The sequence below is a fragment of the Streptomyces sp. NBC_00029 genome (assembly GCF_045160505.1).
Lineage (GTDB): Bacteria > Actinomycetota > Actinomycetes > Streptomycetales > Streptomycetaceae > Streptomyces.
This window is the reverse complement of record NZ_CP108292.1, coordinates 7,300,247-7,322,378: the sequence shown is the minus strand read 5'-3', so window position 1 is coordinate 7,322,378 and position 22,132 is coordinate 7,300,247. Positions and strand designations below refer to the sequence as shown.

General features: G+C 71.9%; 22 protein-coding genes and 1 tRNA gene. 6 read left to right on the top strand and 17 right to left on the bottom strand.

Going from position 1 to position 22,132, the window contains the following annotated elements; translation table 11 throughout:
* The first annotated feature begins 402 nt into the window (after positions 1–402).
* A complete protein-coding gene (locus OG753_RS33880; RefSeq protein WP_405791261.1) occupies positions 403–864 on the top strand; it encodes a hypothetical protein in 462 nt (153 codons plus the stop codon).
* Between the two features lie 19 nt (positions 865–883).
* Here the strand turns inward: OG753_RS33880 and OG753_RS33875 are convergent, their stop codons facing one another.
* The 7 genes from OG753_RS33875 to OG753_RS33845 form a co-directional block, all read right to left on the bottom strand.
* The gene (locus tag OG753_RS33875) at positions 884–1,660 is read right to left on the bottom strand and encodes a hypothetical protein (protein ID WP_405791260.1); all 777 of its coding nucleotides are present in this window, start codon (positions 1,658–1,660) and stop codon (positions 884–886) included.
* 224 nt (positions 1,661–1,884) lie between these two features.
* A complete protein-coding gene (locus OG753_RS33870; RefSeq protein ID WP_405791259.1) occupies positions 1,885–4,104 on the bottom strand; it encodes an NADP-dependent isocitrate dehydrogenase in 2,220 nt (739 codons plus the stop codon).
* A 222-nt stretch (positions 4,105–4,326) separates the two neighbouring features.
* Positions 4,327–4,680 carry a DUF805 domain-containing protein gene (locus OG753_RS33865; protein ID WP_327265417.1) on the bottom strand — a complete coding sequence of 118 codons (354 nt, stop codon included), beginning with the start codon at positions 4,678–4,680 and terminating at the stop codon, positions 4,327–4,329.
* Between the two features lie 412 nt (positions 4,681–5,092).
* Entirely contained in the window at positions 5,093–5,908 is an 816-nt protein-coding gene (locus tag OG753_RS33860) for a chitosanase (RefSeq protein WP_327266990.1), read from the bottom strand.
* Positions 5,909–6,039: 131 nt separating this feature from the next.
* The gene (corA, locus tag OG753_RS33855) at positions 6,040–7,122 is read right to left on the bottom strand and encodes a magnesium/cobalt transporter CorA (RefSeq protein ID WP_327265416.1); all 1,083 of its coding nucleotides are present in this window, start codon (positions 7,120–7,122) and stop codon (positions 6,040–6,042) included.
* Positions 7,123–7,311: 189 nt separating this feature from the next.
* A complete protein-coding gene (locus tag OG753_RS33850; protein ID WP_327265415.1) occupies positions 7,312–7,704 on the bottom strand; it encodes a TOBE domain-containing protein in 393 nt (130 codons plus the stop codon).
* Positions 7,705–7,734: 30 nt separating this feature from the next.
* Positions 7,735–8,643 (bottom strand): LysR family transcriptional regulator ArgP, encoded by a 909-nt coding sequence (locus OG753_RS33845; RefSeq protein ID WP_327265414.1) that lies wholly within the window; start codon positions 8,641–8,643, stop codon positions 7,735–7,737.
* A 69-nt stretch (positions 8,644–8,712) separates the two neighbouring features.
* On the opposite strand from OG753_RS33845, the gene OG753_RS33840 reads away from it, so the two are divergent.
* From OG753_RS33840 to OG753_RS33830, 3 genes are all read left to right on the top strand, one after another.
* Positions 8,713–9,336: a LysE/ArgO family amino acid transporter gene (locus tag OG753_RS33840; RefSeq protein WP_327265413.1), complete on the top strand. Its 624-nt coding sequence runs from the start codon at positions 8,713–8,715 to the stop codon at positions 9,334–9,336.
* Between the two features lie 81 nt (positions 9,337–9,417).
* On the top strand, positions 9,418–10,452 hold the full coding sequence (locus tag OG753_RS33835; protein WP_405791258.1) for an NUDIX domain-containing protein: 1,035 nt from the start codon (positions 9,418–9,420) through the stop codon (positions 10,450–10,452).
* A 56-nt stretch (positions 10,453–10,508) separates the two neighbouring features.
* Positions 10,509–11,699 carry an MFS transporter gene (locus OG753_RS33830; protein ID WP_327265411.1) on the top strand — a complete coding sequence of 397 codons (1,191 nt, stop codon included), beginning with the start codon at positions 10,509–10,511 and terminating at the stop codon, positions 11,697–11,699.
* A gap of 201 nt (positions 11,700–11,900) precedes the next feature.
* Here OG753_RS33830 and OG753_RS33825 read toward each other — a convergent pair whose 3' ends face one another.
* From OG753_RS33825 to OG753_RS33810, 4 genes are all read right to left on the bottom strand, one after another.
* Complete coding sequence (locus OG753_RS33825) at positions 11,901–13,346, bottom strand: glyceraldehyde-3-phosphate dehydrogenase (RefSeq protein WP_327265410.1); 1,446 nt, start codon at positions 13,344–13,346, stop codon at positions 11,901–11,903.
* A 131-nt stretch (positions 13,347–13,477) separates the two neighbouring features.
* Entirely contained in the window at positions 13,478–15,082 is a 1,605-nt protein-coding gene (locus tag OG753_RS33820; protein WP_405791257.1) for a phospholipase D family protein, read from the bottom strand.
* Between the two features lie 106 nt (positions 15,083–15,188).
* Positions 15,189–16,103 carry a hypothetical protein gene (locus OG753_RS33815; RefSeq protein ID WP_405791256.1) on the bottom strand — a complete coding sequence of 305 codons (915 nt, stop codon included), beginning with the start codon at positions 16,101–16,103 and terminating at the stop codon, positions 15,189–15,191.
* On the bottom strand, positions 16,100–17,518 hold the full coding sequence (locus OG753_RS33810; RefSeq protein WP_327265407.1) for an AMP-binding protein: 1,419 nt from the start codon (positions 17,516–17,518) through the stop codon (positions 16,100–16,102). Before OG753_RS33810 ends, OG753_RS33815 begins: the two co-directional genes overlap by 4 nt.
* A gap of 424 nt (positions 17,519–17,942) precedes the next feature.
* On the opposite strand from OG753_RS33810, the gene OG753_RS33805 reads away from it, so the two are divergent.
* Positions 17,943–18,749, top strand: coding sequence for a helix-turn-helix domain-containing protein (locus tag OG753_RS33805; RefSeq protein WP_405791255.1), 807 nt, complete (start codon positions 17,943–17,945; stop codon positions 18,747–18,749).
* 155 nt (positions 18,750–18,904) lie between these two features.
* The gene (locus OG753_RS33800) at positions 18,905–19,354 is read left to right on the top strand and encodes a hypothetical protein (RefSeq protein WP_327265405.1); all 450 of its coding nucleotides are present in this window, start codon (positions 18,905–18,907) and stop codon (positions 19,352–19,354) included.
* A gap of 93 nt (positions 19,355–19,447) precedes the next feature.
* Here OG753_RS33800 and OG753_RS33795 read toward each other — a convergent pair.
* The 6 genes from OG753_RS33795 to OG753_RS33770 all read right to left on the bottom strand — a co-directional run bounded on the left by OG753_RS33795 (position 19,448) and on the right by OG753_RS33770 (position 22,122).
* A tRNA-Pro gene (locus tag OG753_RS33795) sits at positions 19,448–19,521 on the bottom strand.
* 117 nt (positions 19,522–19,638) lie between these two features.
* Positions 19,639–20,001, bottom strand: a complete 363-nt coding sequence (locus OG753_RS33790) for an MmcQ/YjbR family DNA-binding protein (RefSeq protein WP_327265404.1) — start codon at positions 19,999–20,001, stop codon at positions 19,639–19,641.
* Positions 20,002–20,071: 70 nt separating this feature from the next.
* Positions 20,072–20,653: a GAF domain-containing protein gene (locus OG753_RS33785; RefSeq protein WP_327265403.1), complete on the bottom strand. Its 582-nt coding sequence runs from the start codon at positions 20,651–20,653 to the stop codon at positions 20,072–20,074.
* Positions 20,650–21,300, bottom strand: a complete 651-nt coding sequence (locus OG753_RS33780) for a GTP-binding protein (RefSeq protein WP_405791254.1) — start codon at positions 21,298–21,300, stop codon at positions 20,650–20,652. The genes OG753_RS33785 and OG753_RS33780 overlap by 4 nt, the downstream gene beginning before the upstream one ends.
* Positions 21,278–21,691 (bottom strand): DUF742 domain-containing protein, encoded by a 414-nt coding sequence (locus OG753_RS33775; protein ID WP_327265401.1) that lies wholly within the window; start codon positions 21,689–21,691, stop codon positions 21,278–21,280. Before OG753_RS33775 ends, OG753_RS33780 begins: the two co-directional genes overlap by 23 nt.
* Positions 21,688–22,122, bottom strand: coding sequence for a roadblock/LC7 domain-containing protein (locus OG753_RS33770; protein WP_327266989.1), 435 nt, complete (start codon positions 22,120–22,122; stop codon positions 21,688–21,690). Before OG753_RS33770 ends, OG753_RS33775 begins: the two co-directional genes overlap by 4 nt.
* Between the last annotated feature and the right edge of the window lie 10 nt (positions 22,123–22,132).

Sequence of the window (22,132 nt, the reverse complement as noted above, 5' to 3'; positions counted from 1 at the left end):
CGCGCCGTGCCCGCCCCACCGCACGGCGCTGTGCTCGCCGGTCCGTTCGCCGGTCCGCTGTCATTCTGGTCCCTCCCGCGAATATGCCCCGAGTGGGGGCTGCACAGCAGTAGAGCCCAATCCCGGCCTCCGGACAACCGTTCCCCTGAACCGGAGTTCGGGTACGTACGTCACACGGATTACGGGAACTACGCCGACCGTCCGGCGGCGCGCGCACGGCCCCCACCTGGGCAGCAGCGAACCCGCCGTTCGGAATACGACATTCCCCTAGCCTTACGGTGCAACTGGCGCATAATCGACGTCACGCGGCTCGAATGAACCCTGCTGCCGCAGTTGGTCACGCATGCAATGGGGGGCATCGTGCCGATGAGGGAATCCTGGGCCATGGGGAACGCCGGGCCGATGAGGGAAAAGGGGTCGGCCGCGCAGCTGCCGGCGACGTCCGCCGAGATGTCGCGTCTGCTCACCGCCGTCCGGCGGGGGCGCGTGCTGACCGTGGCGGGGGCGTTCCGAGAGCCTCGGAGCCTGCTGGTACGGGAGATCGCGCGGCGGATCGCGTCCAACTTCTACGACGGGGTGTCCGTCGTCGCCATGAACCCGCTCCACGGCGGCTACGGCGTCCGCGAACTGACGGCCGAGCTGGTCGGCGTACCCGACATGCCCGCACAGCCGTGCGGCACGGTGAACGCCGCGTCGTGGCTGGCCGAACGCGACATGCTGCTCGTCCTGGACGGCGCGGAGCAGCTCGGCCCGGACGCCCTGGCCTGGCTGCGGAACCTGCTGGCGGTGGCCCCGGGGCTGCGCATCCTGGCGGCCGGGCGGTCCCCCCTGGCCTTCGAGCAGGAGCGCATCCACCGGCTCTGACCCCTGCGGGCCGCAGACCTCAGCCCAGCTCCCGGCTGAGCCGGCGCCACACCGGCGCCGGGCAGCGCCCCTGCGGCCGGGACTTGAGGAACATCCCGTAGTCGACCCGGCGCGGCGGCCGCCCGAACTCCACCCAGTGGGCGCGGCCGGAGGCCTTGTCCCAGCCGTCGTTCGGCATCGGGATGTGGTCGCCGCGCCCGCCCTTGTCCTTGGTGGTGATCTGGGCGACCTCCGCGTGGCCCTCGTGGACGGCCAGCACCACGCAGTAGTGCCTCAGCTGCCGCGCCGGATCCTCGCGCAGCGGCACCATGGCCAGCCAGATCTCCCCAGGGGCCGGCCGCTGGACCTGGGCGGCGACGCGCGGGCCGCCGCGGGAGGAGTCCCACCGGCGCACCGCCACGACGAAGGCGAGTGCCACGAGTCCGGCGGCCAGGCTCTCGGCCGTGGCCCGGACGTTCCACACCGGGTGGTCGCCGACCCTGCCTTCCGTCCACCACAGCGCCCCGGCCACCAGGACGAGCAGCGCGGCCGCCCGCGCCGGGACCAGCCACCGGGGGCCGGTCCGGCGGCGGCTCGCGAACACCGCCACCAGCAGGGCCACGACGACCGGGACGGCATACACGATCAGGTACTGGCCGAAGCCGTTCAGCTGCTGCGGCGGCGACTGCTCCGCCAGCAGATCGGGCAGGGCCAGCGGTACCGCCAGCAGGTAGCCGACCGCGGGCAGGACGAACAGCACGAGCAGGAGCCCGGCGCACCCGATGCCGGCGCAGGACGTGTCGGAACGGCGTGCCACGGAACCCCCAGAGCGTTTCGGCGAAGCCCCGGCCCGCCCGCAGGGGCACCCGGGTGTCACGGATCCGAACGCTAGCGCAGGGCCCGCTCCCCGGCCGGCAGACCTCTGAAGCCCCTGCCCCGAAGCGGCCCGTGCCCGGACACGGCTCCGCCCCGGCCGGGCACGGGGCCGGCCGGGGCGGAGCGGATCACGCCGTCAGGGACGCGTGGGTACGGCTGCGGGCATCAGCCCAGGAGGGCGAGTGCCTCGTTGAGGGTCGCCGACGGGCGCATGATCGCCGCGGCCTTCACGGCGTCGGGCTGGTAGTAGCCGCCGATCTCGGCCGGGGAGCCCTGCACCGCGACGAGCTCGGCGACGATGGTCTCCTCCTGCTCCGACAGCGCCTTGGCGACCGGCCCGAAGGCCTTGGCCAGCTCGGCGTCGTCGGTCTGCTTGGCCAGCTCCTGCGCCCAGTAGGTGGCGAGGTAGAAGTGGCTGCCGCGGTTGTCGATGCCGCCCAGCTTGCGGCTCGGCGACTTGTCCTCGTTGAGGAAGGTGCCGGTCGCGCGGTCCAGGGTGTCGGCCAGCACCTGGGCGCGGGCGTTGCCGGTGGTGGTCGCGAGGTGCTCGAAGCTCGCCGCCAGCGCGAAGAACTCGCCCAGGCTGTCCCAGCGCAGGTAGTTCTCCTTGACCAGCTGCTGGACGTGCTTCGGGGCGGAGCCGCCGGCGCCCGTCTCGAAGAGGCCGCCGCCGTTCATCAGCGGGACGACCGACAGCATCTTGGCGCTGGTGCCCAGCTCCAGGATGGGGAAGAGGTCGGTCAGGTAGTCGCGCAGCACGTTGCCGGTCACCGAGATGGTGTCCTCGCCGCGGCGGATGCGCTCCAGGGAGAAGGCGGTGGCCTCGACCGGGGAGAGGATCTTGATGGTCAGACCCTCGGTGTCGTGCTCGGCGAGGTACGTCTTGACCTTGGCGATCAGCTGCGCGTCGTGCGCGCGGTTCTCGTCCAGCCAGAAGACGGCCGGGACGCCGGTGGCGCGGGCACGGGTGACGGCGAGCTTGACCCAGTCCTGGATCGGCAGGTCCTTGGTCTGGCAGGCGCGGAAGATGTCGCCGGCGGCGACCTCCTGCTCCAGGACCGTGTTGCCCGCGGCGTCGACCAGGCGGACGGTGCCCGCGCCGGCGATCTCGAAGGTCTTGTCGTGGCTGCCGTACTCCTCGGCCTTCTGGGCCATGAGACCGACGTTCGGGACCGAGCCCATCGTGGACGGGTCGAAAGCGCCGTGGGCGCGGCAGTCGTCGACGACGACCTGGTAGACGCCGGCGTAGCTGCTGTCCGGGAGGACGGCGAGGGTGTCGGCCTCGGCGCCGTCCGGGCCCCACATGTGGCCGGAGGTGCGGATCATGGCCGGCATCGAGGCGTCGACGATGACGTCGGACGGCACGTGCAGGTTGGTGATGCCCTTGTCGGAGTCGACCATCGCGAGGGCCGGGCCCTCGGCGATCTCGGCGTCGATGGACGCCTTGATCGCGTCGCCGTCGGGCAGCGCGCCCAGGCCGTTCAGGATGGCGCCCAGACCGTCGTTGGGCGACAGGCCGGCGGCGGCCAGGGTCTCGCCGTAGCGGGCGAAGGTCTTCGGGAGGAAGGCGCGGACCACGTGGCCGAAGACGATCGGGTCGGAGACCTTCATCATCGTGGCCTTGAGGTGCACGGAGAACAGCACGCCCTCGGCCTTGGCACGCTCGATCTGGTCGTTGAGGAAGGTGCGCAGCGCGTCGACGTGCAGGACGGACGCGTCCACGACCTCACCGGCGAGGACCGGTACGGACTCGCGCAGCACGGTCGTGGCGCCGTCGGCGGCGACGTGCTCGATGCGCAGGGTTCCGGCCTCGGCGACGACGGTGGACTTCTCGGTGGAGCGGAAGTCGTTCTCGCCCATGGTGGCGACGTTCGTCTTCGACTCGGGAACCCAGGCGCCCATGCGGTGCGGGTGCGTCTTGGCGTAGTTCTTGACCGAGGCGGGGGCGCGTCGGTCGGAGTTGCCCTCGCGCAGGACCGGGTTGACGGCGCTGCCCTTGACCTTGTCGTAGCGGGCGCGGACGTCGCGCTCCTCGTCGGTCTTCGGGTCGTCCGGGTAGTCCGGGAGGGCGTAGCCCTGGCCCTGGAGCTCGGCGACCGCGGCCTTGAGCTGCGGGATGGAGGCCGAGATGTTCGGAAGCTTGATGATGTTGGCTTCCGGGGTCTTCGCCAGCTCGCCGAGCTCGGCGAGGGCGTCGGCGATCCGCTGGCTCTCCTGGAGGTACTCCGGGAAGACGGCGATGATCCGACCGGCCAGGGAGATGTCACGGGTCTCGACATTCACACCGGCCGTCGACGCGTATGCCTGGATCACAGGCAGGAAGGAATACGTCGCGAGGGCCGGGGCCTCGTCAGTGTGCGTGTAGATGATGGTCGAGTCAGTCACCGGATGCTCCGCTCCACAGTCTGCGTCTCTCGTCTGCAACATTGCTCGACATCAAGATATCTCGTGATCGGGCCGGTCTGGACAGCCCCCTGCCGCCAGTCCGGGAGACGCGTGTCACGCGGGCGCCGGCGGACCCCGGAAAAGGCGAGAGCGCCGCCCCCGGCTGTTCCCGGCCGGGGCGGCGCTCAGGCATTTCGGCCCTGATCAGGCCTGTACCGCGAATCAGGCGGCGAGGACCTTGGGGTCCGGGCCGTACTGGTTCGGCTGCGGCTGACCGGCGGTGGCGGTCAGGACGAGCAGCCAGATGCCACCGATGAAGGGGACGAAGGCGATGAAGTACCAGGCGCCGGACTTGCCGAGGTCGTGCAGACGACGGACGGTGACCGCCAGGGTGGGGACCAGGGTGCCGAGGACGTACAGGCCGACGATGATCGAGCTGGCGCCGATGACGGCGTCGATGATCGCGAGGACGATGACGACGGCCACCTGGAAGAGGGTGAACATCCAGTACTCCTGGCGGCGCGCGCGGCCGGAGAAGACGGCGTACTTCTTCAGGACATCGGTGTAGTGGTTCATGAGGGTCCCCCCAGAGGACGGTTGGTTCGGCCCGTCCTGGTGGAGCAAGCCGGGGCAGAACTTATGCCCCCTTTACGGCGCGGTCAAGCGAGTTCACAACCCGCCGGAATGGGAACTTTCCTTCGCTTCTCCTGCCAAACCCTCTGGTACCTGACGTCACTTGACACCCATGGATCGCCATTGACCACAAGGCGTGACGAAACAGGCCGTGTTCAGGGGGGACGGAAGTCCTGCCCTGAGGCGCAGGACCGCTCGCGGGTGGCGAAAAGACCGCAATGTCCGGGGTGTTCGCGGAGCCGCCCTGCGGGAAGCGGCTCGACCGCCTCACGGATCGTTACCTCACTGCAGCCTGGGCCGCCGCGACCGGGGACAGAAGGGAGGATTTCGCCCCCGGTTCGCGGCAGTTCGTCCGTCAGCCGATGTGGAAGGAGTCCCCGTAGACCTTCCAGTCGAGCGGCGTATTGAGGTTCAGGTTGCCCTTCTTCAGGAAGACCCGCTGCGCGGTGTCGACCCGGCTGGTGTCGCTGTGCGCCTCCTCCTGCTTCATCGCCCAGACCCGGGCGTCGAGGAACGCGTTGAGGTACGCGGTCTCGTTGCCGCCCTGGGACGGGGGCTTGGCCTTGGACAGGGCCCGCTTGCGGATGTTGCGGAAGCTGGTGGAGTCGGTGCCGTCGCCGTGCATGACGATGGCGTCGTAGTAGATGAACTGGCCGAGCACACCGACCCCGTCGGCCTTGCCCTGGCTCACGGACGGGTTGAAGTAGACCCGGTCCCGCTCGTGGTCCTGCGCCTTCCTGAACTCGGCGTCCTGGGCCGCCTTCGCCCAGTCCTTGGTGAAGTTCGGGTCGAGGCCGGCGTGCGAGTCGCTTCCGTCGACCCGGCGCAGGGCGGGGAGGTACTTGGCGAGGACGTTGCCCGGCTTGATCTGCGTGTAGTACTCGACGAGGTCGAGCATGTCTCCGGTGCCGGAACAGAAGCCGATGATGCCGGCCGTGTAGCCACGGCCGTCGTCTATGTCCTCGATGTACTTGTACTGCGCCTTCCAGTCCAGCGAGGAGTTCTCCGCACTGGAGACGATCTTCATGGCGATCTCCTTCTTCGCCGGATCGTCGAGCCCTGCGGCCGCCGCCACCGCCGTCCCCGCCGTGGGGGCGGGAGCTGCGGTGGCATGGGCGGCGACGGGAACGGCGATCAGCGCGGTGCCGAGCAGCGCGCCGATCGCCAGCATCTTGCGGTGGGGGGTGAACACAAGGCCTCCATCGGGTGGTTGAGGCGGTCCCAGCTTCGTTAGGAAACTTTACTACCAGAGCTGACGACAGCTCAATACCCGTGCGCACCCCAGGGAATGCCCGCGTCCGGTCAGAGCCAGCCGTTGCGCCGGAAGCCCCGGTGGATGACGAAGCAGGCGAGCGCCATGACGCCGAGGACGAGCGGGTAGCCGTAGGTCCAGTGCAGTTCGGGCATGTGGTCGAAGTTCATGCCGTACACCCCGCAGACCATGGTCGGTACGGCGACGATCGCCGCCCACGCCGTGATCTTGCGCATGTCCTCGTTCTGGGCGACGGTCACCTGCGCGAGGTGGGCCTGGAGGATGGAGTCGAGGAGGTTGTCGTAGGCGCCGATCTGCTCCGTCGCCCGGGTCAGATGGTCCGCCACGTTGCGGAAGTACGCGCGGGTCTCCGGCGGGATGACCGGTATCGGCTGCGTGGCCAGCTGCTGGAGCGGGCGGCTCAGCGGCCCCACCGCCCGGCGCAGCTCCAGGAGTTCGCGCTTGAGCTGGTAGATCCGGCCGGCGTCGCCGCGGCCGCCGTCCTCGCTGAACACGGCGGTCTCGACGGCGTCGATGTCGTTCTGCACCGCGTCCGTGACGGCCACGTAGTCGTCGACCACATGGTCGGCCATGGCGTGCAGGACCGCCGCGGGTCCGTGTCCCAGCTGGTCCGGGGCCGCCTCCAGCTCCTCGCGGACCGGTCCCAGGGTGCCGCGGCCGCCGTGCCGGATGGTGATGATGAAGTCCTGGCCGGTGAAGGCCATCAGCTCGCCGGTCTCCACCACCTCGCTGGTCGCCGTCAGCTCCTCGTGCTCCACGTAACGCACGGTCTTGAAGACGGAGAAGAGCGTGTCGTCGTAGCGCTCGACCTTGGGTCGCTGGTGCGCGTTGACGGCGTCCTCGACGGCGAGGGGGTGCAGGCCGAACAGCTCGGCCAGCCCGGCCAGCTCCGACGTCGCCGGCTCGTGCAGGCCGATCCAGACGAAGCCGTCACCCGTCTTGCGGACCCGGCGCAGCGCCTCCTCGACCTCGGCGCAGTCGTCCTGCCGTACACCGTCGCGGTAGATCACGCAGTTGACCACCGCGCTGCCGAGCGGGGAGCGGGCCGGGTGACTGAGGTCGACGGCCCGCCGGTAGCTGCGGCGCACGACCCGGCGCAGGTTGCTGAACATGGACAACGGCGTACTCCCCTTCGGCGGATCAGCGGCCAGTCTGCCATCGCCACCGGAGCGCCTCCGTCCGGGCTCACCGCCACCGGCTGCTCTCACCGCCGCCGGCCGCAGTCACCGCCGACCGCCCGCGCCGTCCCCGGCCGGACGTCCCCGGCCGGCCCCGTCCGGCCGAAGGCTCCTGAGCGTGTCTCAGACCCGGTCGATGAACACGCTCGTCGACTTCACCCTCGCCGTGGCCCGCGCGCCCACTTCCAGTCCGAGCTCCTCCACCGCCTCCCGCGTCAGCAGCGACACGATGCGGTGCGGCCCTGCCTGGATCTCCACCTGGGCGTCGACCGTACCCAGCTTCACCCCGGTGACGATGCCCGGGAAGGCGTTGCGCGCCGAGGTGTGCGGGGCCTCCTCGCCCTCGGCGCCCTCCTGCGCGACCTCCACGCAGAACGCGGCCAGGTCGGGCCCCTCCACCATCCGTCGCGTGCCCTCCCGGTGGGTGGGGAACCGGTCGGCATCGGCCCAGCGCCGGGCCGTGTCGACGCTGACGCCGAGCAGCCGCGCCGCCTGGCCGATCGTGTAGGACTCCATGGTCGGCAGCTTAGGCGCTGGTGCCGCCCATCAGGCCGCAGGGCTGCGCAGCGACTCCCGGGCCGCCGCTGCGATCACGTCCGCGACCATCGCCAGAACCGGCGAGTCGAGCTTCCACTGCTGCCAGTAGAGGGGCACGTCCATCGGGCGCAGCGGCTCCAGCAGTACCAGCTCCCCCGTCCGTACGAGGGGCGCCGACTGCTGCTCCGGCACCAGCCCCCACCCCAGGCCCGCGACCACCGCGTCGCGGAACCCCTCCGACGTCGGTATGTAGTGCCGCACCGGCCCAGCACCGGCCGCCCCGTCCCCCGTCAGCCCGCGGACATAGGCGTCCTGGAGGTCGTCCTTGCGGTCGAACACGATCGTCGGCGCCCGTCGCAGGTCCCGCTCGGGATCCCCCGTCAGGTGGCGGGCCGCGAACGCGGGGCTCGCCGTCGGCAGGTACCGGGCCAGGCCCAGCATCCGTACGCTGCACCCGGCCACCGGGTCGGGCGAGGAGGTCACCGCCGCCATCACCTGCCCCTCCCGCAGCAGGGCCGTCGTGTGCGACTCGTCCTCGCGGTGGAGCTCGATGCAGACCGGGGGATCCTGCGGCACCCGCGTCAGCGCGGGCAGGAACCAGGTGGAGAGGGAGTCCGCGTTCACGGCGATCGGCAGCCGCACCGGACCCATTCCGTCCGCCATGCCCAGCTCGGCGCGCGCGTCGCGCTCCAGCCGGGCCAGCTGCCGGGCGAAGCGGACCACCACCTCCCCGGACTCGGTCGCCCGCACCGGCTTCGTCCGCATCAGCAGCACCCGCCCGGTCCGCTGCTCCAGCGCCTTGACCCGCTGGCTGACCGCGGAAGGGGTCACGTGCAGGGCGGCCGCCGCCGCGTCGAAGGTGCCCTCGTCCACCACGGCGAGCAGCGTGCGCACCTGGTCCAGGGGAAGCTCGTCCATCACAAGCGCTAATGGTACGTAAAAATCTTTAGCTGTACTGAACAGACATCGCTGCCTACGGTCGGGGTCATGAACTACGGCATCGTCACCGCGGCCCTCGCCGGCTTCGGCACCGGACTCTCCCTCATCGTCGCCATCGGCGCGCAGAACGCCTTCGTCCTCCGCCAGGGCGCGCGCCGGCACGCGGTGCTCGCCGTGGTCGCCATCTGCGCCGTCTCCGACGCGGTGCTCATCGCCCTCGGGGTCGCGGGTGTCGGCGCCTTCGTCACCGCCTGGCCCGCAGCCCTGACGGTGGTCGGGCTGGCCGGGGGCGGGTTCCTGATCTGCTACGGAGTCCTCGCCGCCCGCCGGGTGCTGCGACCGGTCCCGGGCGCCGCCCTCACCTCGGAAGGGGCGACGGCCGGGTCCGCCCGCCGGGCCGTGCTGACCGCGCTGGCCATGACCTGGCTCAACCCGCACGTCTACCTGGACACCGTGCTGCTCCTCGGCTCCCTCGCCGCCGACCGCGGCGACCTCCGCTGGGCCTTCGGCATCGGGGCCGGGCTGGCCAGCCTGACCTGGTTCGCCGGTCTGGGCTACGGGGCCCGGCTGCTGAGCGGCCTCCTCGCACGCCCGGCCGCCTGGCGGGTCATGGACGGGCTCGTCGCCGCGACCATGGTCACCATGGGCGGTCTGCTGCTGGCCCGCGCCTGAGCCCCGCATGTCGGCGCCCGGCATCGCGTCACGGCCCGGCATAGTGCTCGTGCCGACGCCCCGACCCCCAGGAGCCCCGCCGTGCCCGACCGCCCCTCCCCCGATGCGGTGCGCGCGCACTACGCAGCCGTGCCCGCCCCGCTCGTGGCGGCCACCGGGATCGTCCTGGACACCCGCGGGCGGGTCCTCGTACTGACCACCTCGTACAAGACGGACCTGGAGCTTCCGGGCGGCATGGTCGAGGACACCGAGACCCCCGAGGAGCGGCTCGCCCGCGAGCTGCGGGAGGAGCTCGGCCTCACCCTCCCGGCGGGCCGGCTGCTGGCGGTGGACTCGCGTCCACCCGGCCCGCTCGGCCGCTCCCTGGTCGTGCACGTCCACCTCGTCGGCCCGCTCCCGCCGCAGGAGGCCGCGGCGATCACCTTTCCCGACGGGGAGATCACCGAGGCGCGCTGGCTCACACCGGACGAGGCCGCCGCGGCCCTGCCGGAGCGGATCGCCCCCCGGCTGCGCGCCGCCCTGGCCGCCCTGCACACCGGCTCCTTCGCCCACCTCGTCGACGGCGTGCCCCAGCCGGGCTCCCCGGCCGGGCTGGACCCGGCGCGGCGCCTGGCCCTGGAGCACTCGGGCACCCTGGACGCGGCCAGCCACCGGGCCAGCCGCCCCAAGGCCGTGACCGCGGCGAGCGTGCTGTTCACCGACGCCGACGGCCGGATCCTGCTGGTCCAGCCCGCGTACGGCCGGTCCGACCGGTGGAACCTGCCCGGCGGCGGCATCGACAGCGACCTCGGCGAGATCCCGCGCGCCGGCGCCCGGCGGGAGGTCCACGAGGAACTGGGTCTCGATCTCGCCCCCGGCCGCCTGCTCGCCGTGAACTGGTCCCACAAGGCCGGCCGGCCCGCCCGCATCCGCTTCCTCTACGACGGCGGCGTCCTCGATGCCCCCGTCCTCGCCCGGATCCGGCTGGACCCGACCGAGCTGCGCCAGTGGCGCACCGTCCGCCCCGCCGAGCTCCCCGGCCTGGTCAAACCGGCCCTGCGGCGCCAGATCACCGCCTGCCTCACCGCCCGCGCCACGGGCACCGGCCCGCTGGAGCTCCACGCGGGCCGCCCCTGAGAGGCGGACCGGCGGCCGCCGCGCCGGGCCGCTGCGGCGGGGTTACCGTCGGCGGCATGGACGGTGATCGCCGAGGGTGGCGCCAGTGCTTGCTCAGCGGGGCGGTCTTCGCCGTGTGCATGGCCGGCACCACGCTGCCGACCCCCCTCTACGGGCTCTACCAGGAGAAGTTCGGCTTCTCCGAACTGATGGTGACCGTCGTCTACGCGGTGTACGCCTTCGGGGTGATCGGCGTACTGCTGCTGGCGGGCAACGCCTCGGACACCGTCGGCAGGCGGCCGGTGCTGCTGGCCGGCCTGGCCTTCTCGGCGGCCAGCGCCGTCTGCTTCCTGTGCGCCACCGGAATGGGCTGGCTGTACGCGGGCCGGCTGCTGTCGGGACTGTCCGCGGGCCTGTTCACCGGGGCCGCGACGGCCTACGTGATGGAACTGGCGCCCCCCGGCGGCGCCTCGCGGGCCACCTTCGTTGCGACGGCCGCCAACATGGGCGGGCTGGGCTGCGGTCCGCTGCTCGCGGGGCTGCTCGCCCAGTACGCCGCCTGGCCGCTGTACCTGCCGTTCGCCGTGCACCTCGCGCTGGTGGCCGTCTCCGCCGTCGTCCTCGTGCGGCTCCCCGAGACCGTACGGGACCGGAAACCGCTGAGCACCGTACGACCGCAGCGGCCGGGCCTGCCCCCGCAGGTGCGGTCGGTGTTCGCGCCCGCGGCGATCGCCTCCTTCGTGGGCTTCGCGCTGTTCGGGGTGTTCACCTCGGTCAGCCCCGCCTTCCTCGCGCAGTCCCTGGACGTGCACAACCGCGCCGTGAGCGGACTGATCGTCGCGCTGGCCTTCTTCGCCTCGACCGCCGGACAGCTGGCTGTCGGCCGGGTGGGGGTGGGGCGGTCGCTGCCGCTCGGCTGCGCGGGGCTGCTCGCCGGCCTGGCGCTGCTCGCGGGCGCGCTGTGGTGGGACCTGCTGGCCCTGGTGGTGGCGAGCGCGGTGGTGGGCGGGGCCGGGCAGGGACTGGCGTTCCGCGGGGCGCTGTCCGCGGTGGCCGCGGCGTCCCCGCCGGACCGGCGCGCGGCCGTCATCTCGGCCCTGTTCGTCGTGGCGTACACGGGCATCTCGGTGCCGGTGATCGGGGTGGGGCTACTGGTGGACCCGATCGGCCTGGAGGGGGCCGGGCTGGTGTTCATCGCCTGCATGGCCGTCCTGGTCGCGGCCGCGGCCAGATACCTCCTGCGCCGTCCGGCGACGGCGCGCACGTGAGCGCACGGCTCACGCGGTTGCCCGCCGCGGCCGCCCCGGCCCGCCGTCTCGTGGCGCTGTACGGGGGCGGGCCGCACGCACGACAGGCGGGGGACGGCGGGCGGGCGACCGGATGCCCAGGGGCACCGGTCACCCGCCCGCCGCCGCCCCGCCTGTCGTGGCAGCCGGTCGAACGGTTCGGCTGTGCGGCCGTACGACGGATCAGACCGCCGGAACCGGGTAGGTCGGGTACTCGACGCCGGACACGTGCTGGACCACACGGATGACCTGGCAGGAGTAGCCGAACTCGTTGTCGTACCAGAGGTAGAGGATCGCGTTGTCGCCGTCCACCTTGGTGGCGCCCGCGTCGACGATCGAGGCGTGACGCGAACCGACGAAGTCCATGGAGACCGCGTCGGGGGCGGTGGTGAAGTCGATCTGGCGCTTGAGCGGCGAGTGCAGCGAGACGTCGCGGAGGTAGTCGAGGACCTCTTCGCGGGTGGTCTCACGGCCCAGGCGCAGGCTCAGGATGGCGATCGAGACGTCCGGGACGGGGACGCGGATCGAGCTGCCGGTGATCGGCGCCTTCAGGTCGGGCAGCGCCTTGGCGACGGCGGAGGCGGCACCGGTCTCGGTGATGACCATGTTGAGCGGCGCGGAGCGGCCACGACGATCGGCCTTGTGGTAGTTGTCCAGCAGGTTCTGGTCGTTCGTGAACGAGTGGACGGTCTCCACGTGACCGCGCAGGACACCGTACTCGTCGTCCATGGCCTTCAGCGGCGGGACGATCGCGTTGGTGGTGCAGGACGCGCAGGACAGGATCTGCTCGTCCGGCTTGATGGTGTCGTGGTTGACGCCGTGGACGATGTTCGGGACGTCGCCCTTGCCCGGAGCGGTCAGGACGACCTTGTCGATGCCGGGGCGCAGGTGCTTGGACAGACCCTCGCGGTCGCGCCACTTGCCCGTGTTGTCGATGAGGATGGCGTCCTTGATGCCGTGCTCGGTGTAGTCCACCTCGGACGGGTCGTTCGCGTAGATCACCTTGATGGCGTTGCCGTTGGCGATGATCGTGCTGTTCGCCTCGTCGACGGTGATCGTGCCCTGGAACTGGCCGTGGATCGAGTCGCGGCGCAGCAGGGAGGCGCGCTTGACGATGTCCTGGTCGCCGCCCTGGCGGACGACGATGGCGCGCAGCCGCAGGCCGTTGCCGGAGCCGGCCTTCTCGATCAGCAGACGGGCGACGAGGCGGCCGATGCGGCCGAAGCCGTACAGGACGACGTCGCGGCCTTCGCTGCGCTCGATCTTGTTCGTGCCGGTGGCGCCGGCGACGGACTCGGCGGTGAACTCGGCGACGGACAGGCCGCGGTCGTCGCTCTTGTACTCCGCGGCGAGCATGCCGATGTCGATCTGGGACGGGCCGAGATCAAGCGTGGTCAGAACCTGCAGGAACGGCAGCGTCTCGGTGACCGAGAGCTCCTCACCGTCGATCTGCCGGGCGAATCGGTGGGTCTTGAGGATGCTGACCACCGACTTGTTCACCAGGGAACGGCTGTGGAGCAGGATCGTGACGTCCCGCTCCCGGTGCAGCTTCCCGATGATCGGGATCATCGACTCCGCGATCTCCTCGCGGTTCTTCCAGCTGGTGAACGAGTCCTCATTGACAGTCACAGGATTATCTTTCGAGCTAGGCGGTGCTCATATGCTAACCCGCCGCCGTTTTGGTCACTTAAGCGGTACCCGCCGTGCCGGGAACGGGCACTATGTGACCTTAATTTGTACGTTTTTTCAATGGTTTGCCGTCAGAAGGTGCGGCGGAACCTCATCCCGAGCGGGCGGCCGTCCGGGTCCACCAGCAGGCGGTGCAGAGGGATCGCGAGCAGCCGCTGCCTCACGCCGAGCTCCGGGGGAACGTACCGGCGCAGCCGTCCCGGCGGCCGCGGACCGCGGCGGCCGCCCTCGTGCCAGGCGTCCAGCACGGCGGCGCTCGTGGCGAAGGCGTCGAACGCGGACACGGGATCGCACAGCGCCTGCGCCTCCCCCTCCGCGGCCTCGGTGTGCTCGCGCATCAGCTCCAGGCGCAGCTCCCGGGCGAAGGCGCGCGCGCCGTCCCCGAGCCCTCCCGGATCGGCCGGGCGCCGGGAGTCCGGGTGCTCGTCGTACACGACGCAGCCGAGCTCGGAATCGTGCGTCCACGAACGGAGGTTGATGTTGTCGGAGCCGACGGAGGCCCATACGTCGTCGATCACGCACACCTTGGCGTGGACGTAGACCGGGGTTCCGGCCCGGTTCTCCAGGCCGTACACGGCGACCCGGTCGCCACCCGCCCGGCGCAGCTCCTCCAGGGCCTTGACCCGACCGATCAGGTTCATGGGCAGGGTGAGCGGGCCGTCCTCCTCCGGAACCGAGGGGACGACCGCGATCACCCGCAGCTGTGGGTGCCTGCCCAGCGCCTCCGCGAAACAGGCCACCACCCGGGGCGACCACAGGTACTGGTCCTCCAGGTAGATCAGCGCCCGGGCCCGCCCCAGCGCCTTGGTGTACCCGCGCGCGATGCTCCGCTCGCCGTCGGGCGCGAAGGGATAGCCCCGCAGCAGCCGGTTCGGGTAGGTCCGCAGCAGCTGGACGGTGTGGGTGCCGCAGCGCGCCGGATCGGGTGTCTGCGGCGGCAGCCGGTCCGCGCTGATGTCCTCCCGGTGCATCCACTCCCGCAGGCGGGTGAGCGGGCTCCGGCTGAGCGGGGCGGGATCCTCCCACCGCTCGCGGAAGACGGCCTCGACGTCGCCCACGGCCGGCCCGCGCACGGCGACCTGGACGTCGTGCCACGGCGGGTGCGGCCCGTATGCGGCGGCCATGCGCAGCGACTGCCGGTCGCCGCTGTGCACGGCGTCGTCGTTGCGGTTGTGACAGAGGTCGATCCCGCCGACGTAGGCGACGTCCAGCTCCGGGCGGCCGCGGTGGCGCAGCACCACCAGTTTCTGGTGGTGGGAGCCGCCGGGACGGACGCGCATGTCGAGGAGGCACTCACCGCCGACGGCCGCGATCTCCTCGCCGAGGCGGAGGTTCTCCTCTTCGCTGAAGTGAAAGCCGTCGAGGTGGGACCGCCACAGGAGTCCCTTGACGATGACGCCCCGCTCGACGGCCCGGCACAGGACCGTGCCGATCTCCGTGCCGGGACCGTCGAGCCGCTCGTCGCGGTCACCGCGCCAGTCGGTGAACAGGAGGAGGTCGCCCGGGCCCATCGCGCGGACGGACTTCAGGAGCTCGGCGAAGTACGTGGCGCCGTGGACCAGGGGCCGTACGTGGTTCCCCCGGGACCAGGCCGCGCCGTCCGGGCGGCGCCGGTCCAGGCGCGTCGCGGGATTGCCGCGTTCGCCGGGAAGCAGGAGCCAGTCGGCGTGCGTCACGGTACCGGCTCCCGGGGCGCGCGCATGGGGTCCTCCGATCGCGCTGGTACACCGCAGTCCCAGGCTAGCCGCAGCCGCGGGACCCGGCCCGCGGGCCGGGTCCCCTTCAGGCCACCGGTCCGGCGGCGGCCCCGCGGGCCCGGGCCTGCGGTACGGCGCCCCCGCGGGTCCCGCGGAGGACCACGTCGGCCATCCGCCGCTCCGGTCCGCCGCGGCGCAGGAAGAGGTGGCCGAGGAAGGCCGCCGGCCCGAAGAACACCTGGGCGGGGATCAGGGCGGGCGCATGGCCGGTGGCCGCGGCGACGATGTGCAGCGTCGCGACGGGCGCCACCGCCCCGAAGAGGGTCACCAGCACGATCCCGGTGCGCAGCCCCCGCTTCCCGTACGCCTTGTAGGCGGTGGTGGTGAACAGGGCGTACGCCAGCAGATCACCCATGCCGACCACGGCGCCCAGGTCCTCGCCGATGCGCAGGCCCGCGGCGGGGGCGTACGGGTATCCCTGGACGGCATCGGACAGTTCCCGGGTCAGCGGGACGACCCAGGCGAAGAAGGCGTCGTACGCGGTGAGCGCGAGCAGGAACCACGCGACGTTCTTCAGCCGCATGCCGCCCTGCACGTTCAGGTTGGTGGCGGAGACGACGACCAGGGCGACGACGGCGCTGTTCGCCACCCAGTACGGCGGCGCGGTCTCGCCGAAGGCCAGGTGCGAGACGAGCACGCTCGTGATCAGTACGGCGATCAGCGTCCGGCGCAGCCGGCCGTTCGCGATCACGGGCTGGTAGCCGACGGACAGGCCGCCCGCGAAGACGAGGGCGAGGACCACCGGGAGGACGGCCCCCGGCAGCGCGAGGTAGAGGTAGGGCAGCGCCAGGACGAAGCCCATCATCATGAATATGTCGCTGCCGTTGAAGACGCCGACGGGCGGCCGCGGCGTGCGTACGGCGCGGAAGTAGGCGATCGCGCCGCCGCACACCCCGAGCGCGAGGACGAGGGTGACCGTGAGCTGGAAGAAGACCGTCATGCGTGGCTCCGCGTGAAGGTGTGCTCCAGCAGGTCGCAGCGGAGGGGGAAGAGGCGGGCGGCCTCCTCGGAATCCACCGGCAGGACCGTGACGCGGGCGTCGATGCCCCGGGCCAGCAGCCGCCCGGCCACCTCCGCCTCGGTCACCTCCTTGGAGGCGACCTCCACGTGGAGCCGGCCGTCGGCCCCCGCCCCGGCCCGGTGGCGCAGCGGCCACGGCAGACCTGGGGTGCCGTCCAGCGCCTCCACGATGTCGCGCGGGGTCACCAGGCCTTCGACGGTGCGGTGCAGGGTGCCCGCCTTGCCGAGGATGTGGGAGACGGCGGGCACGACCGCCAGTTCGCAGTCCGGCTCGCCCTCCAGGGTGCGGACCACGTCACCGGTGTTGTACCGCAGGACCGGCATGCACTCCCGGTAGGGGAAGTAGGGCGTGACGGTCAGTTCGCCGAGCCGGCCGGGTCCGGCGGGCTCACCGGTCTGCAGGTCGAGCACCTCGGTGTAGCCCATGTTCGGGTCGATGTGGAGGTGGTGCCTGCTGCAGGTACGGCCGCCGACGGGCAGCAGTTCGGTCATGCCGAAGGCGTCGCCGACGGTCCGGGCCCCGAAGGTCTCGCGCAGGGCGTCCGACAGGTTCCGCGACAGCATCTCGCCGCCGGCGTAGATCGCCCGCAGCCCGAAGTCGTCGGGTCCGTACCCGCGTTGCCGGGCGGCGGTGAGCATCTGGCCGAGGTAACTGGGGTTGCCCGTCAGGATGGTGGGCCGGATGCCGCCGCCGACGGCGCCGAGCAGGTGCTCGACGGACTCCTCCGGCGGGATCTGCCCCACGACGTGGCACGAGGCGTTGGCGAGCCTGCACACCTCGACGTCCTCCTGCACGGCGGCCGTCGCCCTGGAGCTGAGGTTGATCTGCATCCGGTCGCCGGGCCCGAGATCGCCGCGCAGCACCAGGGACAGCGCGATGAGCGCGGGCCAGAGCTCCATCTCGTAGCGGGAGAGCCAGATCTGCACGGGGCGCCCGGTGGTACCTGTCGTCTGGGTCGCCAGGTAGGGGGCGCTGCACAGGAAGTCCGCGGGGCGTTCGACGAGGTCGGCCTTGCGGGTCACCGGGATGCCGGTGAGCGTCTCGGCGGTCAGGCCGTCGAGGTCGATCCCGGCGAGCCGCTCCCGGTAGAACGGGGAGTGCCCGGCGAGTCTGCGCACCGTCCTTCGCAGCGCACGGTCCTGCAGGTCCCGGCGCTCGTCGGGATCGGCGAACGGCCCGTCGGCCAGTTCCTCGACGTCGTCGCCGAGCGAGCCGAACTCCTCCAGCGTGAGGAGGGCGTCGGCGACCAGCCGCTCGACGGCCCGCACGCTGAGCCGCCGGCCGAACACCATCGCCATGGCCACCCGTACCTGGCGGACACCTGTCTCCAGCACGCATACCTCCCTGGGGTGTGGCGGGGTGGGTGGGGTGAGTGGGGCGGGGCGAAGGGGTGGGGGCGGCGCGCCGCCCCCACCCCTCACTTCATCGTCAGCTGGAAGAACAGGTGGCGAAGAAGACCGCCGTCATGGCGCCCATGACGTACTTGAACTGCTTGGCGCTCGTCTTGATCGCACTCATCGGATCCTCCTTGTTCCGTTCCGGGCGGACGGTCCTACGGGCTCCCCTGAGGTCGCCGTAACGTTCCGTCACTTGGACGACAACACAGTGGCGCGATCGCACCTCTCGGGCAATGATCTGGTCCATTCAACGGACCGGTGAACGGGGGACGGCAACACCGTGACCCCCCAAGTACCCGGTGCGAACGGGGAGTTCTGGACTCGTCCGACCGACGGGTCCAGGGTGAAAGGGGGACCGCCCATGGCCAGATCCGGTGCAGAGGGGCGGGGCGTACTGGAGGGTGCGTTCGCACTGATGGAGGTGCTCGCGCAGGGCGAGGAGGTCGGGCTGACCCGCCTGGCGGCCGACGCCGAACTGCCGAAGGCCACCGCACACCGGCTGCTGGGCCAGCTGATCGCACTGGGCGCGGTACAGAGCCGCGCCGGCCGCTACCGTCTCGGGGCGCGGACCTTCCGCCTGGGACAGGCGTGGCACCCCGCGCGTGCGCTGCGTGCGGCATCGGCCCGTCCGTTGCGCGAGCTCGCTTCGGCGGGCGGCCGGCCGAGCCTCAGCCTGTCGGTGGCCGAGGCGGGACGGACGATCGTGGTCGGGGGACTGCGCGGCGAAGTGGACGACGTCTTTCCGCTGCGTTCGGGCGTCGTGCTGCCGCCGGGGAGCGCGGCCGAGCTGATCCTGGCCGCCTCGGCCCCGGTGGGCGAGCCGCCCGAGGGCCGGACGGCGGCCTCATGGGCCCGTGAGGTGGCGCAGGCCGGGGAGCGGGGGCTCGCCTTCGAGTACGGACAGTGCGTGGCCGCGCTCTCGTGCGTGTCGGCGCCGGTACGCTCCGCGTCCGGGCAGGTGGTGGCCGCCGTGGCCGCGACCGGCCTGGACGCCGGGCGGATCGCGGCACTCGGCGAGTCCGTGGCCCGCGCGGCGGCGATGATCAGCGCCAATCTGGCCCGGCTGCCGGCCACCACGGCCCCTCCGCACCACGAACGGCCCGCCCACCCGCCGGGCACCGTGCCGGGCACTCGGGCCGCGCACCCCGTCCTGGCGGGTCCGCGCTAGGCAAGACAGCTAGGTCGCGGCGGGGGCGTTGCGGGATGGCCCGGAACGCCCCTGCCGCCCGGTCGGAGTGCCGACGGAGGGTGACCGTGACACGCTGAATCGGGGGATCGCCGAACCTGGTGCGCCAGGCCGGCTCTGCCATCGAGGAGATCGATATGGCCAGTGATGCCAGCAGGCCCCGGACCAGCCAGCCGCAGCCCAGTGCCTGGCATGCGCCCACATCGGGCAGAACCCTGTCCGCGGGCGCCCTGATGGTCTTCGGCGGCGCGATGGCGATCTTCGAGGGGATCGCCGCCCTCGCCAGGGACGACCTGTTCGTCGTGACCCGGCACTACGTGTTCGAATTCAGCCTGACGGGATGGGGCTGGGTCCACCTGCTCGTGGGCATCGCCCTGGTCCTCGCCGGCTGCGCCGTGTTCACCGGAGCCCTGTGGGCGCGCTTCTTCGGCGTGTTCGTCGCCGGACTCGCCGCGATCGCCAATTTCCTGTGGGTGCCCTACTACCCCTGGTGGGCCCTGACCCTGGTCGCCGTCAATCTGTTCGTGGTCTGGGCCCTGTGCTCCGGCATGCACCGGGAGGCCGACACGGCCCCGTCGACCCCCTGACCTCGGCGGAAGCACGTCAGAAAGCCCGGCGAACGACCGAAGGGCCGTCTCGGATTGCTCCGAAACGGCCCTTCGATCTACGACTCTTACGAGTCGGGACGACAGGATTTGAACCTGCGACCCCTTGACCCCCAGTCAAGTGCGCTACCAAGCTGCGCCACGTCCCGATGCGCGCTGACCTGGGGTTTCCCCTGGTTGAACGCGCAGGAGAACGATACCGCACTTCATGGGGTGGTTGCGCGCACCTTTCGGCCTCCGGGTCCGCGGGAACCCGGTCGCGCCCCTCAGCCCGCGTCGCCCGTCAGCTCCGGATGGGCGGTGATCAGGCGCTTGGGGGCCGCTTGGAGCCAGGAGTCGGTCAGGATGGAGCGCAGCTCGTCCGCGTTCTGCACGGCCGCCAGCCGGACCCGGATCCAGGCGTAGTTGTCGTCGTGGCCAGGGCGCAGGAAGAACTTCTCCGGCTCGGCCGCGATCAGCTCGGCGCGCTCCTCCTTGGGGCACTTCACCCCGATCGAGACGTCGTCGTCGGCCAGCGAGACGAAGATCTTCCCGCTCACCCGGAAGGTCGGCATGCCCCAGGCGAGCTTTTCGCTGCTGTCCGGAAGCGACAGTGCGATCAGGCGGACGTCCTGTGCGGTGGTGGCCATCCCCGAGACTCCTCTTTGGCGACCGGTGAACCCTTGCGACGACCGTAGCCCCCGCCACCGACAATCCCGCTCACCCCCGCCGGTCCTCCCCGGCCGCGGCCCCCGGGACCTGCCCCCGGTCCTCCCGCTCGTGCACCAGCGCCACCAGTTCCGCCGCCAGCGCCTTCACCGTGGCGAGCCCCTCCGTCCCCCACCGCCGCGGCACCACGTCCACCGCGCACACCGTGCCGAGGACGATCCCGCGCCGGTCCGTGAGCGGCGCGCCCGCGTACGACCGCACCCCGCTCTCGTCCACCACCGCGTTGCCCGCGAAGCGCGCGAAGTCCCGTACGTCCTCCAGCACCAGCGCCCTCCGGCGTACCACCACGTGCGGGCAGTAGCCGTGGTCGCGGGCCAGGACGCGCGCCGGGTAGCCGCTCGCCGGGGCTTCGGCGCCGTGGTGCAGCCCGGCGAAGAACTGCCGCTCCTCGCCGACGAAGTTGACGCCCGCGTACGGGGCTCCGAGCGCGTCGGCGACGCGCCCGGCGAAGGCGTCCAGTTCGGTGTCCGGACGCTCCCCCAGGCCCAGCTCGCGCAGCCGCAGGGTGCGCGCGGGTGCTTCCCGGTCCACCGGTGTGAGCAGCAGGTGTCCGGTCGATTCGTAGTACGTCATGGCGGTTCCCCCGGCTCCGAAGACGAAGAGCTGACTGTGGACATGCACAACAGATGACGGACGAGGGCGGCCAGCGCCCCCGTCCCGGAGCTCGAGAGGCGCGCGTCGCACCGTACGACGGGCACCTCGGGTCCGAGCCCCACCGCGTCACGGACCTCCTCGGGGCCGTAGCGGTGACCGCCGTCGAACTCGTTGACGGCGACGATGAAGCCGATCCCGCGCCGCTCGAAGAAGTCCACGGCGGGGAAGCAGTCGGCCAGCCGGCGGGTGTCGGCGAGTACCACCGCCCCGAGGGCGCCCGCGCACAGCTCCTCCCAGAGGAACCAGAAGCGGTGCTGTCCGGGCGTGCCGAAGAGGTAGAGGACGTGGCCCCGGTCAAGGGTGATCCGGCCGAAGTCGAGGGCAACGGTCGTCGTGGTCTTCTCCTCGACGCCGAGCAGCGGGTCGGCGCGCGCGCTCAGGCCGCTGAGCAGTTCCTCCGTGCTCAGCGGTTCGATCTCGCTCACCGCCCCCACGAAGGTGGTCTTGCCCGCCCCGAACCCGCCCGCGACCAGGATCTTCAGCGTCGCGGGAGGAGGTCCCGGCGCGGGGGCGAGCACGGGGCCGGGAGCGAGGGCGGGGGTGTCACAGTCGTTTGCGTAGGCCATCGAGCACCGCCAGGAGGAGGGACCGGTCATCGGCCGCGAACGAGCCGCCGCCGGGGAACCGCGGCGCCTGCGCCGTGACGGCCCCGTGTTCCATCAGGTCGGACAGCAGCACCTTCACCACCACGGCCGGCAGCCGCAGCTGCCCGGCCACCTCGGCGACGGTGACCGTTGCGGCGCCCGCGCACATCCGCAGCGCGAGGGTGTGCTCCGCCCCGAGCGGGATGCCCGGCCGGACGCCGGTCGCGGACACCAGCGACAGCAGGTCGAGCGCGACGCCCGGCCTGGTCCGCCCCCCACTGGCGGTGTACGGGCGCATCACCTTGCCCGCCGAGTCGTCGAGCCACGGTGTGTCCCGGCCCTTCGTGCACTCCCCCGTCCCGCGGACCCTCATCGCTCCGCGTCGGCGACGGGCCGCCGCGGCGGGGCCGCCAGGTACGGACGCACGCGCTTGACCAGCATCGCCATCTCGTAGCCGAGCACCCCGGCGTCGGCCTGCCGGTCGGCGAGGACGGCCAGGCAGGTCCCGGATCCGGCCGCGGAGACGAACAGGAGCGCGGTGTCGAGTTCGACCACGACCTGCCGCACCCCGGCGCCGTCCCCGAAGCGGGAGCCCGCGCTGCGGCCCAGTGAGTACAGCCCGGACGCGAGGGCCGCCATGTGGTCGGCGCTGTCGGCGTCCAGGCCGTGCACGCAGGTCACGAGGCCGTCGGCGGTGAGGAGTACGGCGCTGCTCGTGTAGGGCACGCGCTGCACCAGGCCGCTGAGCAGCCAGTCGAGATCCGAGAGCCGGCTGCCGGTCTTCGTCGCCACTTCGCCGCCCATGGGGGTGCGC

Bases quoted from the DNA above. Each gene is read 5' to 3' on its own strand.
- OG753_RS33845 (WP_327265414.1), bottom strand. From the start codon at position 8,643: ATGGACGAGCTTCCCCTGGACCAGGTGCGCACGCTGCTCGCCGTGGTG.
- OG753_RS33780 (WP_405791254.1), bottom strand. From the start codon at position 21,300: ATGGCCTACGCAAACGACTGTGACACCCCCGCCCTCGCTCCCGGCCCC.
- OG753_RS33860 (WP_327266990.1), bottom strand. From the start codon at position 5,908: ATGCTGGCGATCGGCGCGCTGCTCGGCACCGCGCTGATCGCCGTTCCC.
- OG753_RS33785 (WP_327265403.1), bottom strand. From the start codon at position 20,653: ATGACGTACTACGAATCGACCGGACACCTGCTGCTCACACCGGTGGAC.
- OG753_RS33840 (WP_327265413.1), top strand. From the start codon at position 8,713: ATGAACTACGGCATCGTCACCGCGGCCCTCGCCGGCTTCGGCACCGGA.
- OG753_RS33770 (WP_327266989.1), bottom strand. From the start codon at position 22,122: ATGGGCGGCGAAGTGGCGACGAAGACCGGCAGCCGGCTCTCGGATCTC.
- OG753_RS33775 (WP_327265401.1), bottom strand. From the start codon at position 21,691: ATGAGGGTCCGCGGGACGGGGGAGTGCACGAAGGGCCGGGACACACCG.
- OG753_RS33815 (WP_405791256.1), bottom strand. From the start codon at position 16,103: ATGACGGTCTTCTTCCAGCTCACGGTCACCCTCGTCCTCGCGCTCGGG.
- corA (WP_327265416.1), bottom strand. From the start codon at position 7,122: ATGTTCAGCAACCTGCGCCGGGTCGTGCGCCGCAGCTACCGGCGGGCC.
- OG753_RS33850 (WP_327265415.1), bottom strand. From the start codon at position 7,704: ATGGAGTCCTACACGATCGGCCAGGCGGCGCGGCTGCTCGGCGTCAGC.
- OG753_RS33880 (WP_405791261.1), top strand. From the start codon at position 403: ATGAGGGAAAAGGGGTCGGCCGCGCAGCTGCCGGCGACGTCCGCCGAG.
- OG753_RS33865 (WP_327265417.1), bottom strand. From the start codon at position 4,680: ATGAACCACTACACCGATGTCCTGAAGAAGTACGCCGTCTTCTCCGGC.
- OG753_RS33790 (WP_327265404.1), bottom strand. From the start codon at position 20,001: ATGGCCACCACCGCACAGGACGTCCGCCTGATCGCACTGTCGCTTCCG.
- OG753_RS33800 (WP_327265405.1), top strand. From the start codon at position 18,905: ATGGCCAGTGATGCCAGCAGGCCCCGGACCAGCCAGCCGCAGCCCAGT.
- OG753_RS33830 (WP_327265411.1), top strand. From the start codon at position 10,509: ATGGACGGTGATCGCCGAGGGTGGCGCCAGTGCTTGCTCAGCGGGGCG.
- OG753_RS33805 (WP_405791255.1), top strand. From the start codon at position 17,943: ATGGCCAGATCCGGTGCAGAGGGGCGGGGCGTACTGGAGGGTGCGTTC.